This is a genomic window from Ensifer adhaerens, from assembly GCF_001270265.1.
Classification (GTDB): domain Bacteria; phylum Pseudomonadota; class Alphaproteobacteria; order Rhizobiales; family Rhizobiaceae; genus Ensifer; species Ensifer adhaerens_B.
Genome location: NZ_LGAP01000054.1, coordinates 1 through 15,001 on the forward strand (window position 1 = coordinate 1; position 15,001 = coordinate 15,001).

Here is a 15,001-nt window from a genome sequence, read left to right on the forward strand (position 1 = left end):
TGGATCAACCGTCGTCTGAAGGCCCATCCCGTCCCCGCGCTGCCCCATCAACGGTAACAAAATCGGTGTCAAAGACATGGGGCGCATAAGTCCGCGTATCACCCTTGACCACGGTCATAAGAGGGTCCGCTTCACGCGTCTGTCGCACGATTGCTACGCGGCGGGACTTCTGGCGCTCGGCGGCATCGATCTCCTGTTCGAAAGCAATGTCTTCGACTATGACATCCTCCCGCAGATGCCGATCGTGCTCGGCGCCGGCGGCATCGTGACCGATTGGGAGGGCCAGCCGCTCATCGATGCCCCGCACTACGACGCGGTCCTGATGGCAGCCAACGAAACCGTCCACCAAGCCGCCCTGGAGGCGCTACGGAGAGGGTGAATTGTGCGCTGAAGTCGGCTGACGTGGTCAAAAACGGCCACGAGGGCCAAATTGCCGGAGGCGTACTTGGCCGCGCAAGGTTCATCTGCTGCCGGCGCTGTGGTCGACATTTGGCGCCCCTGGCATGGATCTTATAGTGCGGGCGCTGCCAGGAGGGGAGGCTCCGATGACGGCAATATCCACGCTTTGTCGCCGTGACATGCTCAAGGTTTCGTGGGGGGGGCGCGCTCTGCCGCGATCGGCCAAAGCCACCCCATTGAAGCTCCTGTTTGTGCACGGCCGGGGGGCAAGGTGGCTTCAACCTTCGAGGGTCTAAGAACGACTTCGCTTGACGACGTCACCACGATCGGTTGTCACGACGCATATCGGTCACTTCCCTGTTTTGCCATAGGTGCCGACGAGCTCGGTTCCGGCAATGACGTGATCGCGCATTTGCGCTTCGATCTGGTCCTTGCTAGCCGCCGCCGATAGGGTGAGCCGGTCATCGAGTGCATAGAGCTTGAAGAAGTAGCGGTGCACACCGATCGGAGGACAAGGGCCGCCATACGCATTGCTGTTCCATCCATTCCTCGCTGTCTGGGCGCCTGATGGCAGTTGCGAAATCCCTTCCACAAGCCCCTTCAGATCGGGGGGGAGATTGAAAACAATCCAGTGTATCCAGGTCATTTTCGGATGGGCCGGATCGGGGGCGTCCGGGTCGTCGACGATCAATACAAGGCTTCTGGTTCCGGTCGGAATGTCTGTCCATTCGAGAGGCGGGGAAATACCTTGCCCTTCGCATGTATAAAGCCTGGGAATGGTTCCGCCATTTTTAAAGGCGGGCGATGCGATAGTGAACGCCATATGGTGCCTCGGCGAGTTCAAGAAACCGTTTCGTTGCCGCACTCACGATATACCAGTGCCCACGCAATCTGTGGGCGCCTCCAGACCAACGACAGCATCGTCCTATTGGCGCACGATGTCCAGGACGTCTACCCGCAACCAGTTCCAGCATAATTCCACAGCGATCCCCGTCTAACCGACGGGGGTATTTGCGTTTGCGGAGCTGATAAAGCTGATCGTTCCCTGGAGTGCTGGTTTCTTCGGAGTCGCTTATCATCGTTAATGCTTCACGAAAGCGAGCACTTTCGCCTAAAGCTTGCAACCGGGGCAGATGGGTGGCCGTGTCGCGTTATGTTCGAAGCGCTGCGACGTGACCGTATCGTCCGGCGCACAAGCGCCGATGAAGCCGACGGCAGAGAAGGCGGATGGCAAGACGAAGGCGGTCAGTCTCGACGGGTTCGAGGAGGCCAGCGCAAACATAGTCAGGCTGATTGCGTTTGGTGACGGGCAGCCTAGCGCCGTGTGCCTATAGGCTTTTGCCGTGACAAGGGCAGCCAGCGGCGGAATGGCCCGGCCGTCGATACCGAGGCGATCACCGAGATACTGCCAGAACGACAGGCGGAGCTTCCTGCAGGTCTTCATCAGCCCGAGCATGGTGTCGCGCGCGATGCGACCATCGCGGCTCATCGTCGCTTGGTGACGAAGCTGCGCAGATCGTTCTCCGAGGCATTGGTTCGCAGCGGGATGCTTACCTCAACCGCCAAAGGCAGGTCTCGCTCGCATCGCTCAAGCTGGCATCCCTGCGTAGGCGCGAAGCCGCCGCTGACCCGGTTCGCCCGGCCGCGGTTTATGAATCGGCGGAACTACTCCGCCGGGGGCTTGCAGAAGCCCGGAAAAGTCTCTCTATCAGCACTCGCGGTCTGGTCCCGCATCTGGCCGATAGAACTTTCTTGAAGCGGAGAAGAGGCCGGGCAGGCCGCAGCGAGACACTGATCCCTGCGCGGCCCTGTCAACCCGGAGCGGCGCGTGTTAGATGACTTGCAACGGATGCGCCGGCGTGCGGCGTGCCGCAATCTTCATCAGGCAAGGGCGATCACGATGAGACAACTCAGTGAAGACGGCCGACGGATCCTGGGAGAGACCGCAGAGCGGTACGGGGTCAGCCTCGGCGCGGTGGAGCACCTTCTGTTGGCGATTATCGCCGGGCAGGGGACACAGGCCCAGTTCAATCACCCCGATCTGGGCGGAATGGGGCAATGGTCGCAGGGCGGCATGATCATGGTCGGCGACATGTTCAACAACGCGCTGAAGGCGAACGTGGCCGGGATTTGTTCCGAGCTTGCGACCTTGGTGCGCGGTATGGATTTGCTGAGCGCGCAGACGTCGCACCAGTCCCAATATCAAGGTCAGGGCCGCGGCGCCAGCCTGTTCGTGCCTGGCGCGCTGTCGGCTGGGAACTGGTGGCCCGAGGAGCTCGGGCATCCCGCCTCGACGGGGGCGCAGAATGACCTGCGCTATGCCTTTTTCCCGACAATCCGACGGCTGGCGATCGATATCGGCGGCCGGGTCACGGTCTATGACACGAAGGACCATCGCATTGGCGGGTTCTCGCAACAGCAAAGCGGCGACCAGTCACTGAGCTTTACCTCCCAGCATGGGCTGGTGAAAATTTCGGAACTGGATGTGGTACGGCACGGCGGCAAGGAATCGGCGGAAACGCCGGTTACCGGAACATCCGCCGCCACGGCTGCGCCGTCGATCTTCACACCATCCGCGCCGGAATTCGCCGGGCCGCAAGAAGCAGCACGTCCATCACCGGAGGCGCTTCGGTCCGATGAGGACATCTTCGACAAGATCGAACGCCTCGCGGCACTTCATGCGAAAGGTATTCTCACGGATCAGGAATTCGAGAGCAAGAAGTCGGAGTTGCTCAGCCGACTATAGCATCCGGGCTTGCCACACGGAGGTCAAACATCGCTCCTCGGCTGGCATTTCGTAGCGAGGGTCCGCCGTGCGCAGAACATCAAATGCAACAGCAGCAAACCGGTCGATGTGGGCGTGCGAGGGGGAGCGGCGTCAGCAGGGACGATCTCGGCCGCAGGGAGCGGTCTCCGTATGTCCCGGTTTTGTGTCAGTGCTCTGAATCGCCGATTGTGAAGCTATTGTGAAGAAATCATCACTGTTGCTTCGTTGAATTGGCCAGCATCTTTGGGCAAGTTATTACCGACTCGGCCGACCGATCCCCGCGCGAAGGACTGACTGTTTGTTGATGAAGGGTAGAACTCGACCCGTCTGGGTTGCGCACTACGTTTGACCGGCTAAAATCGGGTGGGCCTATCGCCCGCGAAGCGAAAGTTCTTTCCGACAATGATGAAATCCAGCCTCGATCACTTGCCCGAGCCGAAGCGGCAGCAGCTTGCCCGAGCGATTGAGATCCTACGCGAGGAGTTTGCGGATGCCTTGGCGGAAGGCGAAGCGGAATTCAAGAAAAAGGGCCGGATTCTCAAGGTAATCCTATTTGGCTCGCACGCACGCGGCGATTGGGTGGATGAGGAGCACATTGGCAAGGGCTATCGCTCCGATTACGACCTGCTGGTTATCGTCAACAATCGCAAACTGACGGATTTCACCGCATACTGGAACAACGCTGCTGACCGGCTTCTGAACGACCGGATCCTGAAAGGGATGCAAGTATCATTCATTGTTCACTCGCGCCGCGAGGTGAGCGAGGAGCTCAGGCGCGGAAAGGACTTCTTCTGCGACATTCGCCAGCAAGGCATTGTGCTTTACGAGCTCGATAGCGAGCCGCTGGTGGAACCGAGGCCGATCAGCCTTGAACAGCAGTTTAAGATCGCGCACGGACACTTCGAGAGCCGTTTTCCGCACGCAGAAGGGTTCGTGATAGGTGCTGAATTTCATTGGAAGGGCGGTCGCCCCAACCATGCCGCCTTCGAATTGCATCAGGCAATCGAGCACGCCTACTCAACCGTGCTTCTTGTTCTAAAGAATTATGGTCCGCCAACCCACAACCTGCGTTCGCTGCGCGGTTTTGCCGAAGATCTGGACCGTCGACTCGCAGACGCCTGGCCACAAGACCGGCAGCGCTACTCGGCCTGGTTCAATACAATCAACGAGGCCTATGTGAAGGCGCGGTATTCCAACCATTACCAGATAAGCGAAGAGGCGCTTTCCTTCGTGATTGAACGTACGCAGGTTCTTCACGCGCTGGTAAAAACGGTATGCGAAAACCATTTGATCACGCTGGCTGGCGAAATCGCCGAGGAAAAGTCAAGGCGTTGATCCGGTGTCGGTTTTTGGGGTCTCTGGAAGCAGACGCCTTCTTCACCATTCAACAGTGATCACCATCCGCGGCGACAGTTACCGTCTTCGCGAAAAGCACCGCTCCGGCCTTCTACAGAAAACTTGATCTGCGCTTGAAACAAACGAAACGACCAATCAATGAAGGGGGCAAATCTCCGTTTCGCCCAAGGGGTCAAATCTTCACTTCGCTTGACACTTGCTGTGTCCAATTCCAGTTCATCAGTTATAGAATTCCTTGCGATAACTCACCTTTGACGGAGAATCTGAGTTATAGCACCAGCATCTATAGCTTACTGGACCTTGTGGGCCCGGGAGAGGCGGCGGTCTTGCTAGATAATCAACCGTGCCGCCCGTCCCTGTTTGCGCTCAGCATCGTTGTAGTAGTGAGCCGCCTGCGCAACGGACTTGTGCAGCGACTGCTGCATAGCCTCGGGGAGGGGGATGCCACGATTGGCAGCCTCGGTCAGGTAGCCCGACCGCAATCCATGCGCCGAAAACAGCGTCGGATCGAGCTCGGCCTGCTTGCAGCGGCTTTTCAGGATCAGATTGACCGACTGCGGCGTCAGGGCCCGCCGATCGATGTTTCCCCACTGGTCTATGCGTCGAAACACCGGACCTTCGTTGATGCCCGCATCATCGAGCCAGTGTTTCAGCGCCATCACTGGCCGGCCGATCAGCAGCACCTGTTCGCCGCCATCACTCGTCGTCGTCTTCGTGCGGCCAAGCCGGATCGACAGACAGGGGAGGCGAGGGGAGTCTGGAACAGATGGATCTGTCCGCACAGGTTCTTCGTCGGTGAGATCCTCGACCCGCAGTCCTGCCACCTCCGATCGACGCCGTCCGCCGGAGGCGAATGCAGCCAGAAGCAGCGCACGATCGCGCAGATCGACCAGGCGTTCGCCGGCACAGGCGGCCAGCAGCTTGGCCAGGACATCGCCGGTCACCGCTTGTCTGCTCTTGCGTTGCCGTGGGCGGGCACTGGCCCGGACCGCAAGCCGCAGGGCAGATTTGAGGGAAGGTCCGTCAAACGAACCGGTGAGGCTGCGCGAGCGGGTGAGGATCGACCAGCTCGTCAGCCGGCGCCGAACGGTTCCTGGGGCATGTGGCCCGTCGGCGCGCAAGAGGCGTTGGGAACGCAAGCCGCTTTCCACCTCTGGCGGCATGCCATGGCTGGGATCCTCGGCCCGCTTGATCGGATCCCAGAGGTGGTTCGCAACGAACTTCAGCAGCAGGCTTTCGGGTGCGGGCCAGGGGAGGGGAGCGTCGGTGGCGAGCTGGCACCAGGCCTCGAGATAGCCGAGGTCAGAGGCCAGCGCCCGGAGCGTATTGTCGCCCATGCCTTCGCTGGCGAGATGCTTGAGCGTGGCGACGTCGTCGTCGGTCAGTAGGAGGGCAAGCTGGTCGCGCCGATCGAAGGGCAGGATCGCATCGAGGGCGTCGAGCTGTTCTGCGCGCGTGATGACAGATGCTGTCGAGACCTCGTTCATTAAGGGAGGCCGCGCTCGTCGTACAGATCGTCATGCACTGACGTAGTCTCGTTGCGCACGGCTCGGTGGCCCTCCACACCGCACTTCCAAACCTTGTCGATTGGATGCGTCTTTTCGGCCTGGCGGAGTTCGTGATCAGCGCGTTTTGACGCCTGCTCGATGCGATTGTATGGACGCCGATCAATGCTCATGTTCTAGCGGCCCCACGATGGTGATGCCTTCGCTTCGGGCTGCGACGGCCATTTTCCGGTCCGCTGTAGCCAATGGCATGTCGCTCGATCTCGCAAGCGCGACATAGCTGGCGTCATATCCGGAGAGGCCATGTCTGAGGGCGATGTCGATGATGGAAACGTCGTTGCCAATACCGCCGTCCCTGAGCGGCAGGCTGTGCAACTTCAGCGTGGCGGCAAGTGCTGAGCCCGGACCCCAACGGCCACGCCGCTCGGCCATGACAAAAAGGTTCCGAGCCTCAAACCAAAAAAGTGACGGAACAAGGCCCGGTGCAATGCCAAGCGCGGCGATTAAGCCTTCGGCGGCCTCGCTTTGCTCATCGGGAAGGAACCAGCTGGCGGCGATCGAGGCATCGAGGACGAAAGACATTTTTACGCACGGCCCTCATCGCGCCAGGCACGGATTTCTTCTTGGGTAACCGGTTTCGCCATCTGACGCATGGCCCTGATTTCAGCGATCGTCATTGCGATATTGTTCTCTTTGCGAATACGGGACAGCACGGCGATCGGATCGTTGCCGCGGGAGATGATGACCTCTTCGCCCGCCTCGACCCGTGCCAGCAATTCGGAAAGATGAGCCTTGGCCTCTGCGACCTTGACGGTAACGCTCATGATAGTTTCTCCATGACTCGGCTCGCGCTCGAGAAGATCGCGCCCAAGCCTGCAGTTCAATATTCTGCTCGACAATAGGAGCCAAAGGTTAGTTGGTCAATCCCTAGACCACATCACTATCGATACTTGGTCCCTATCGATAGTCATATGCCGTGGAAATCGGCGTCCGAATGGCGGAAGTTTGTGGTCGGTTGACTACCGTTTGTGAAATTAGAGACGTTAATTCATATGGTTAATGACAGCCTAAGATGACCAAGGGCTGCATCAAGGGGGGCAAGGCCGGGCGAATTGTGGCTTTTACTTACCGATTTCAATTGAACCGCTAAGCTGAAAAACCGGGCTTAAATTTTGACCTAACGGTTTCACGCCGGGAGGAGGGGAGGGCTCTTAAAGCAGAGATTGATCCGGAAACTCGCGCCGGCGCTGATGCGCGGTAACAAAGTCGCGAGGAAGTGAGCTTGTTGCGAGGGGGTTGTGCCGCCTACTTGCTACAACTCGAGTTCAACAGGTATTTTTCGGCCATTGGCTCGCCCCTGTTTGTTCCGAGTCAGTTGGCTGGCCCTTTATCACGAAAGGGAAAAGTCATGACGCATGAAACTCGCCCGTTCCAAGTAGATATTCCAGAAGCTGAAATATCCGAGCTAAAGCGCAGGATCAAAGCAACCCGATGGCCGGAAAAGGAGACCGTCGGTGACGAATCGCAAGGCGTTCGGCTTGAAACGATCAGGGAGGTCGCACGATACTGGTTAGGGCAATACGATTGGCGCAAGATCGAGTCGAAAATCAACTCTTATCCGAATTTTTTGACCGAAATCGATGATCTTGATTTTCACTTCATCCACGTTCGTTCCAAACACGAGAACGCCCTTCCGATATTGGTTGCGCACGGGTGGCCAGGGTCGATTATCGAGCAGATGAAGTTAATCCAGCCTCTCACCGACCCTACGGCGCACGGCGGGTCGGCGGACGATGCCTTCCACGTCGTCATTCCTTCGATGCCGGGATATGGCTTTTCGGGCAAGCCGAGCGCGACGGGTTGGAATCCGGAACGCATCGCGCGTGCATATGGCGAGTTGATGGCCCGCCTTGGCTACACCAGGTATGTGGCGCAAGGCGGGGATTGGGGAGCTATCGTTGTCAACGCGATGGGCGTCCAGGAGCCGGCTGGACTACTCGGTATTCACACGAACATGCCTGAGGTAATCCCGCCGGAGGTTGACGCGGCGATTTGGTCGGGTAACCTGCTCCCATCTAATCTATCAGACGAGGAAAGAACGGCATGTGAGCAGGTTCGTGAAAACAAGTTCGCCTACGCCTTCCTGATGGGAACGCGTCCCCAGACTTTAACAGGACTGGTCGACTCTCCGATTGGGCTCGCCGCGTTCATGATCGACCACGATTGGAAGAGCCACTCGATGATTGCGAGGTCATTTGCTGGTGTAGACGAAGGCCTTACGCCAGACGACGTGCTCGACAATGTCTCGCTCTTTTGGTTCACGGGCACGGCCATTTCGGCAGCCCGCCTTTACTGGGAAACAACAGTTGCCGGCCTCTCATTTTTCGCCGTTAAGGGCGTGAAGCTACCCGTGGCCTGCAGTGTTTTTCCCGACGAAATGTACCAGGCACCGAGGAGTTGGGCGGAGAAGGCGTATCCGAAGCTGATTCATTACAACAAACTTCCCAAGGGAGGACACTTTGCGGCCTGGGAGCAGCCCGATCATATGGTCTCCGAAATTCGAACCGGATTGCGGTCGCTTCGTTGATCGCAGCAAGGCCCCGTCCTCGACGGGGCCACTTTCCGCCGCCGGATAATGCCGCGTGACCCGGAAATGCAGCTCTTTGTATCGTCCGATCGACCAGAGGTAATTTACAATCTCCTGCCTGATTGCGTCCCTGTCGCCGTATTTCTCTCCTATGTGGTTGAGTTGGTCGATCGCAGTATCTTGCTCCGCGTCACCGCCAATGTGGCTTCTTACCGATTGCTGAAATTTTGCCGCTCGATTTTTACCTTGCGGTTTCAGCGCGGGGCGGGGGAGGGGCTCTTTCAGAGCCCGGATGCCTTGGTGAGATTGACCCGGAAGCGGTCGCGTCGGCGCTGGTATTTGCGGGTCATTTCGGCGCTCGCATGGCCGAGCTGCTTTTGCACATGACGCTCATCGACCTCGGCCGAGGAGGCCAGACCGGCGCGCAGCGAATGACCGGAGAATTTGGCCGCCCGTTCTTCCTCACCGAGGTCGCCATGCAGACCGGCGGCAAGGGCCGCGGACTTGACGAGGCGGGCGGCCGCCTTGTCCTTGAGGGGGCCCGGCCCAACGTCTTTGCCGCGTCCGGTGACGCGGCGGAAGAGGGGGCCCTTGGCGAGCTTGGCGAAGCTGATCCAGCTCTCGACGGCGACGAGCGGGCAGGTGGTGTCGGCGGAACCGCGGCCGATCTCGACCTCGCGCCAGCCGGTCTTGCCGCGCAATGTCAGCAACAGCCCCTTGTCGAGGATCTCGATCCAGCCGCTGCCGTCCTCGGTCTGATCGCGTCCGAGGTCGAGACCGGTAATCTCGGAGCGGCGCAGGCCACCGGCAAAGCCGATGAGCAGGATCGCCCGGTCGCGCAGGCCCCGTAGCGTGCCGCGTTCCAGGGTCTCGAGCATGGCGATCAGGTCTTCCGGCAGGATTGCCTCCTTCTGCCGCGGCGGGGCGGCGTGGCGATTGCGGATCCCCGCCATGACGGTGGCGATGGCGCGGTCCTTGCGGTCGAGCGATAGGCCCCTCTGGGTGCAGTTCCAGGCGATCGCCGACAGGCGCCGCTCGATCGTGGAGACGGAATTGGCCTTCACGCCGCGCTCGGCGGTTCCTGAAGCGCAAGCGGTGATGTAGAGGCCGACGACGTGCGGATCCGGAGGAAGGGGCGCGAGGCTCTGACGTCGGCACCAGGCGGAGAAATGCTTCCAGTCCGAAGCATAGGCCTTGCGGGTGTTGGCGGAGCTTGCTGCCTCGACATACGCGCGGGCGCGATCGGCAAGGTCGCCGAGATGGCCGGGAAGAGGGGAGGGGCTTTCCGCCGCCGACACCAACGCCGGATCATCACCAGAATGGGCCGTGCTGTCAGACGGCGCAGAGGTCTCTTTGGCGTGATTTTTACGGTTTTGCGCGACGATTTGGGCCATTCCTTCTATAAAGCGCAAAATGTCCGATAAGGCAACATTATCGGACGTCATATGCAGTCGACAAGCTGTGCGCTTTTTGGCGAATTTGATGGCTATAAGTGCACGCGCGGCATAAGCTGGACGACATGGATTCGCGCCCGCTGCCGTCGTCATCGCCGTCCCTGTCGTCCGCTCAACTGCCGGGCTGGGCGCTGCCCCGCGGCCGTGAGCCGAACGAGGCAGACGCCGCCTTCGCAGCTGGCATCGCCCTGAAATCGCTTGACGATCTTATCAAAACCGAACCGCGCTGGGCCGGCTGTTGGCGCGCCCGCCAAGCGCTGAAATGTGCCGCCGTCGCGGTGCGGCTAATGGGGCGCAACGAGGATGAACACGCCTTGCGCGACGCGCATTTGCTCACTGCCGCCGGCGATGATCCTGGACCGGCCGGAAAGGTGTTTCTGGCCTACAGAAGGCTTGTCAGCCGCAAACCCGGCTTCTCCTCGAAAAATGTGGCCGAACTGGCTGACCTGCTGGAGCTTGCCTGGGACGACGATCTGGCGGCGGCCGTCGATCATGCCGACAATGCTCTGCAGTCCGGCCGGGCCGTTCCCTTTGCCGCGGCCGGCCTCGTGAGCGCCATCCATGCTGCGCGCCCGGATGCCGAGCCGCTCGCCTGGGCACTCGCCGATGCGCTGGTCGCCTGCATGCTGAACTGGCCGGTCCCCGTGCCGCTGCTGATGGGCGAACGTTATGGTCCGGCTTTCCGCACGCTTGGGGGCAGGGGACGGGCGCGGCCAGGCGAGAGCGCCTTCCCCCGTGCCGTGTGCCTCGCCCTGGTCGAAGGCGCTGGCGCTGCGCTGCGCTCGGCCGGCGAAATCGCCCGACGCGCGGACCTGCTTGTCGTGACCGCGTCGAAGGTGCGCACCAGGGGTGCCGAACCGGTCATCCGTAAACTGCTCGACGAAGATGCCGTGCCGATCTCAGCGCCAGGAACGGACCTGTCCCGCTGGGCGAGCAAGCGCCTGTTTGAACGGCTGGAAGCCGCAGGTGCTGTGCGCGAACTGTCGGGACGACCATCCTTCCGGATTTATGGGTTGTGACGGTGACCGGAGCGACTGCAAAGAGGAACTCGAACTCGAAAGTGAACGCTGCAGCTGAACAGCTGTTTGACCGGGAATTGGAGGATCTGCCGGCGGAGCTTCGCTGGCGCGAGTGGATGCTGCGCGTCGAGGCGGTGATCTTCGCCTCGGCCGAACCCGTCACCCGTGAGACCTTGGCGCGTGTGGTTGGCAAGGACTGCAGCATCGACTTGCTGATCGATGATCTGCGTGAGGAACTGCGCGCACGCCCCTATGACATCGTTACTGTTGCCGGCGGCTGGCAACATCGAAGCCGATCGGCATACGCACCGGCGATCCGGGCAGCGCAAGCGCCAACCCGTACGGGGGTAGCCCGCCTGTCTGAATACGAGGCGGCGGTGTTAATGGCCATTGCCTATCTGCAGCCGGTGACGCGCGGCGAGCTGTCGAAAGTCTTCGGTAAGGAAGTCAGCCGCGACACGATTGCCAGCCTGCGCGACGCCGGGTTCCTCGGCTCCGGACCACGCAGCCCCACGCCCGGCGCGCCATATACCTACGTGACGACAAAGCACTTTCTTTCCGCCTTTGGCATGGAGACACTCCGCGACTTGCCCGACCTCGAGCGGTTGGAGGACGCGGGATTGCTTAGCCGGCAGGCAATAGGCGGGGACCCGGCGGCAGAGCCGGAAAGCCAAACGCCGGAAGAGGACTGAGCTTCGCACTGGCAATTGTGTTGTTCGACACGGGATAGGGGCGGCACTTCGTTAAGTTTTCGATCCAAGACGTTTGATGCTTTTGATGATGAGGCCGAGCACTCCCTGCCGAGACGCTCAGAGAAGGCGCAGTGCTGCGCCGCCAACGGTCGTCAACGCAACCACTATCCATGGCGGTGCCTTCCACGCGACGAGCAGGACGAATGCCGCCAGCGCGAGCGCGAAATCGTAAGAGTTCAAGACAGCGCTGGTCCAGACCGGACTGTAGAGGGCCGCTCCCAAAATGCCGACCACGGCCGCGTTCGCGCCGCGCATTGCGGCCTGGGCAAGGGGCCGTTTACGAAAACTGTCCCAGAACGGAAGGGCGCCGACGAGCAGCAGGAAGCCGGGCAGGAAAACTGCAACGAGGCCGATGGCCGCGCCGAAAATGCCATTGGGAGCAGGCCCCATGACCGCACCGAGATAGGCTGCAAAGGTAAAGAGCGGGCCTGGGACGGCTTGGGCCGCGCCATAGCCGGCGAGGAAGGCATCGTTCGATACCCAACCGGGAGTGACGACTTCGGCCTGTAGCAACGGCAAGACCACATGCCCCCCACCAAAGACGAGAGAACCCGAGCGATAGAAGGCATCGAACAGCGCCCAACTCTGGGACGTGCCAGCAGCGAACGGCAGACCACCGAGCAGAGCGAAAAAGGCCACGAGGCAGGCGATGCCGACCGGCCGTGAAACGCGGAACGTCAAATGTGTGGATCCCGTGATCGGGCCGTTGCGGCACAGCATGATGCCGGCGAGCGCGCCAAAGGTTATTGCTGCGATTTGCCCGATCGCCCCCGCCGCAAACACGACGATCAGGACGGAAGCAAGGGCAATGCTGGCGCGTTCGCGATCCGGCGTGAGGCTCTTGGCCATGCCCCATACGGCCTGCGCGACGACCGCGACGGCAACAATCTTCAGCCCATGCAACAGGCCCGTTCCGATCGCGCTGTCGAAGGCGGTCGCGGCCATGGCAAAGGCGATCAGCAGCAGAGCAGACGGCAGCGTGAATGCCGCCCAGGCGGCGAGTGCGCCGAGTGGACCACCACGCAGGAGGCCGAGCGCAAAGCCGACCTGGCTTGAGGCCGGGCCGGGCAGAAACTGGCAAAGCGCGACGAGATCCGCGTAGCCGGCTTCATCGATCCACTTGCGACGCACCACCAGTTCGTCACGGAAGTAGCCGAGGTGCGCGACCGGTCCGCCGAACGACGTCAGCCCGAGCTTCAAGAAGGCGCCGAAGACTTCGCCTGCTGTGCCGTGCGGTCGCTGTTGCGCCGCATCTTCATGAGTTACCGCCGCCGACGACTTCACGAAATAGCTCCTTGGCCTTTTCTCTGGCCACTTCCAGAGCCGCGACCCCATAAGGCGTCGCATTGTAGATCCTGCGGTGTGTGCGCCCGAAGCGTTCGGTGCGAGAGGTGAGATAGCCCTTTTTCTCCATCGAATGCAGCATCGGATAGAGCGTGCCGGCAGAGACCTTGTAGCCGTGATGCGCCAGTTCCTCGATCATCCACAGACCATGAAGATCGCCCTCGGCCGCATGATGGAGCACGTGGAGACGCATGAAGCCGGAAAGAAGGTCCTGATGTTCCATTCGTCACCATCAAACAGAACTCACGCGCAAGAGGAGTTCCGGGTACCGCGAACCGATGCTGGTTTGGCGCACAACCGCCAAACGAACGAAGGTCGAAGCACAAACCATAGGAGAATATCCCAGTGAAGACCATGCTGCTCGCAGTTGGTGACCCCCCCGCAGAGGATAGGACTAACCATCCTGCTCGTCACCGATGCGCCTGACCTGGTTCTGCAGGCTCATGCGATCCAGCGACGAAAACGGCAAATTGACGAAGATGTTGAGGCGACGCTCCAGTCCGGCCAGCACTTGCATGAAGGCTTGCGTGCGTTCCCAGGCCTCGCCCTGCGCCAGGACCGGATCCGGGCAGCGCCAATGGGACGTGATCGGCAGACCCGGCCAATCGGGCAGAGCCTCGCCCGCGGCGGTGTCACTGAGCGTGAAGACAAAGTCGAGATTGACCGCGCCCGCCTTCGCATATTCCCCGAAATGCCGCGGCTTTGGATTCTCGACCGGATAATCGGCATTCCGGAGCAGTTCCAGCACGGTTGGCTCGATCGCGGGCGCGGGATCGACGGCCGCGCTGACCGCGTCGAAGCGGCCCCGGCCGACTTTGTTCAAGATGGCTTCGGCCATCACGCTGCGTGCGGAATTGCGGCGTGACAGGAAGAGCACGCGGTAAGAGCCATTCTGCATCAAAATCCCCTCGGAAAGCGATATCGGAATTCGATAGAGCTATGGCGGCGTTCGATTGCAGTTTTATGAAGCCCGAAGGCAATGCTGTTCTTGAGCGGGCATTGAAAAAAGGAACCGACTACTGCGGCTAACAGTTGGGTGTTGTACCGCCTGTTGAAGGCGGTTGATTGAACCTCAAACCATGGAGAGCCTCTGATGCACAGCGAAACCGATCGCGATCCCCGTCACCATACCCAGAAGATGCAGCTGCGGTTGCAGGAAACCATCGACCATTTGCGCGAAGATATCGAAAAGGTCGATGAGCCGAAGTTGAAAGCGATGTTCGAGACGGCAGCCGAGGTCCTCGGCGGCCTCAACAAGGCGTTCAGCGACTACGAGCAGAAAAATGAGGCCGCGTGGCGCTAAATCCCAGACCAGCGCCGGCCGACGAGGACGTTCCATCATGCGGGCTAAAGAGGCCGGGCCGGCGGCAAGGGGCCACGGACAATTGACGCTAGGCGCAGCAAGCCTTCGAGGGGGCGCTGCGTTGGCCTCGGATCGGGCATCGACAGCATTGCCCAAGGCTCATTGCCGCACTGGCTGTTTGGATCGACAGGCTACGGAGCGATTACCGGTCGCATGGCGGCGGCGCAATGGCGCCTTTCGTCTTCGCCATGCTCACGGAGCGTTTCGGAATCAATGTCGCGTTGCTGGTCAAGGCCTCTCTGGGTGCGATCGGCGTCGCGGTGGCGTGGGCTGCAAAACCCACCGTCACTGCGACGTCATGAGCACCGTCGCCGCCCGCGTTATCTGTGTATCCATCCGAGCAGGGCCGCAGGACTTGTGCGATCGCGCGTGGTAACCTGGCGGAATGGAGATCGACGAAGGCAAAATGGACGACGTGGTTTTGGCGTTGGTATGGCTGACGCGTCACAACGAGC

At 60.6% G+C, this 15,001-nt stretch carries 16 protein-coding genes and 2 pseudogenes; 9 read left to right on the forward strand and 9 right to left on the reverse strand.

What is annotated here, in order from left to right; all coding sequences use genetic code 11:
- Positions 1-76 precede the first annotated feature (76 nt).
- Positions 77-379 (forward strand): inositol monophosphatase family protein, encoded by a 303-nt coding sequence (locus tag AC244_RS33995; RefSeq protein WP_053253233.1) that lies wholly within the window; start codon positions 77-79, stop codon positions 377-379.
- Positions 380-748: 369 nt separating this feature from the next.
- Here the strand turns inward: AC244_RS33995 and AC244_RS34000 are convergent, their stop codons facing one another.
- Positions 749-1,222 carry a YbhB/YbcL family Raf kinase inhibitor-like protein gene (locus tag AC244_RS34000; protein ID WP_053253234.1) on the reverse strand — a complete coding sequence of 158 codons (474 nt, stop codon included), beginning with the start codon at positions 1,220-1,222 and terminating at the stop codon, positions 749-751.
- A gap of 288 nt (positions 1,223-1,510) precedes the next feature.
- Positions 1,511-1,888: a hypothetical protein gene (locus AC244_RS38490; protein ID WP_053253235.1), complete on the reverse strand. Its 378-nt coding sequence runs from the start codon at positions 1,886-1,888 to the stop codon at positions 1,511-1,513.
- A 411-nt stretch (positions 1,889-2,299) separates the two neighbouring features.
- Here AC244_RS38490 and AC244_RS34010 point away from each other — a divergent pair, with 411 nt between their 5' ends.
- The 3 genes and pseudogenes from AC244_RS34010 to AC244_RS38495 all read left to right on the forward strand — a co-directional run.
- Positions 2,300-3,145, forward strand: a complete 846-nt coding sequence (locus AC244_RS34010; protein ID WP_053253246.1) for an SHOCT domain-containing protein — start codon at positions 2,300-2,302, stop codon at positions 3,143-3,145.
- Between the two features lie 426 nt (positions 3,146-3,571).
- Complete coding sequence (locus AC244_RS34015; RefSeq protein WP_053253247.1) at positions 3,572-4,501, forward strand: nucleotidyltransferase and HEPN domain-containing protein; 930 nt, start codon at positions 3,572-3,574, stop codon at positions 4,499-4,501.
- A gap of 34 nt (positions 4,502-4,535) precedes the next feature.
- Positions 4,536-4,628: pseudogene (locus AC244_RS38495) on the forward strand (ATP-binding protein); the annotation flags it as partial.
- Between the two features lie 223 nt (positions 4,629-4,851).
- Here the strand turns inward: AC244_RS38495 and AC244_RS34020 are convergent.
- The 3 genes from AC244_RS34020 to AC244_RS34035 all read right to left on the reverse strand — a co-directional run bounded on the left by AC244_RS34020 (position 4,852) and on the right by AC244_RS34035 (position 6,851).
- Positions 4,852-6,009, reverse strand: coding sequence for a site-specific integrase (locus tag AC244_RS34020; RefSeq protein ID WP_053253236.1), 1,158 nt, complete (start codon positions 6,007-6,009; stop codon positions 4,852-4,854).
- A gap of 180 nt (positions 6,010-6,189) precedes the next feature.
- On the reverse strand, positions 6,190-6,609 hold the full coding sequence (locus AC244_RS34030) for a type II toxin-antitoxin system VapC family toxin (RefSeq protein ID WP_053253238.1): 420 nt from the start codon (positions 6,607-6,609) through the stop codon (positions 6,190-6,192).
- A 2-nt stretch (positions 6,610-6,611) separates the two neighbouring features.
- Positions 6,612-6,851 (reverse strand): type II toxin-antitoxin system Phd/YefM family antitoxin, encoded by a 240-nt coding sequence (locus tag AC244_RS34035; protein ID WP_053253239.1) that lies wholly within the window; start codon positions 6,849-6,851, stop codon positions 6,612-6,614.
- Between the two features lie 584 nt (positions 6,852-7,435).
- Here AC244_RS34035 and AC244_RS34040 point away from each other — a divergent pair.
- On the forward strand, positions 7,436-8,614 hold the full coding sequence (locus AC244_RS34040; RefSeq protein WP_082367338.1) for an epoxide hydrolase family protein: 1,179 nt from the start codon (positions 7,436-7,438) through the stop codon (positions 8,612-8,614).
- A 281-nt stretch (positions 8,615-8,895) separates the two neighbouring features.
- Here AC244_RS34040 and AC244_RS34045 read toward each other — a convergent pair whose 3' ends face one another.
- A complete protein-coding gene (locus AC244_RS34045) occupies positions 8,896-10,008 on the reverse strand; it encodes a site-specific integrase (protein WP_082367339.1) in 1,113 nt (370 codons plus the stop codon).
- 125 nt (positions 10,009-10,133) lie between these two features.
- On the opposite strand from AC244_RS34045, the gene AC244_RS34050 reads away from it, so the two are divergent.
- Positions 10,134-11,087: a DUF1403 family protein gene (locus tag AC244_RS34050; protein ID WP_053253241.1), complete on the forward strand. Its 954-nt coding sequence runs from the start codon at positions 10,134-10,136 to the stop codon at positions 11,085-11,087.
- Positions 11,088-11,149: 62 nt separating this feature from the next.
- Positions 11,150-11,779: an SMC-Scp complex subunit ScpB gene (scpB, locus tag AC244_RS34055; RefSeq protein ID WP_053253249.1), complete on the forward strand. Its 630-nt coding sequence runs from the start codon at positions 11,150-11,152 to the stop codon at positions 11,777-11,779.
- 117 nt (positions 11,780-11,896) lie between these two features.
- Here the strand turns inward: scpB and chrA are convergent, their stop codons facing one another.
- The 3 genes from chrA to AC244_RS34070 form a co-directional block, all read right to left on the reverse strand.
- Positions 11,897-13,123: a chromate efflux transporter gene (gene chrA, locus AC244_RS34060; RefSeq protein ID WP_053253242.1), complete on the reverse strand. Its 1,227-nt coding sequence runs from the start codon at positions 13,121-13,123 to the stop codon at positions 11,897-11,899.
- Positions 13,095-13,406 (reverse strand): PadR family transcriptional regulator, encoded by a 312-nt coding sequence (locus tag AC244_RS34065; protein ID WP_053253243.1) that lies wholly within the window; start codon positions 13,404-13,406, stop codon positions 13,095-13,097. The genes chrA and AC244_RS34065 overlap by 29 nt, the downstream gene beginning before the upstream one ends.
- Before the next feature lie 171 nt (positions 13,407-13,577).
- Positions 13,578-14,081 carry a low molecular weight phosphatase family protein gene (locus tag AC244_RS34070; RefSeq protein WP_053253244.1) on the reverse strand — a complete coding sequence of 168 codons (504 nt, stop codon included), beginning with the start codon at positions 14,079-14,081 and terminating at the stop codon, positions 13,578-13,580.
- Between the two features lie 195 nt (positions 14,082-14,276).
- Here AC244_RS34070 and AC244_RS34075 point away from each other — a divergent pair, with 195 nt between their 5' ends.
- Together AC244_RS34075 and AC244_RS38500 are read left to right on the forward strand one after the other, a co-directional pair.
- Positions 14,277-14,486 (forward strand): hypothetical protein, encoded by a 210-nt coding sequence (locus tag AC244_RS34075; RefSeq protein ID WP_053253245.1) that lies wholly within the window; start codon positions 14,277-14,279, stop codon positions 14,484-14,486.
- 117 nt (positions 14,487-14,603) lie between these two features.
- A pseudogene (locus tag AC244_RS38500) lies at positions 14,604-14,848 on the forward strand (MFS transporter); the annotation flags it as partial.
- Positions 14,849-15,001: the final 153 nt, after the last annotated feature.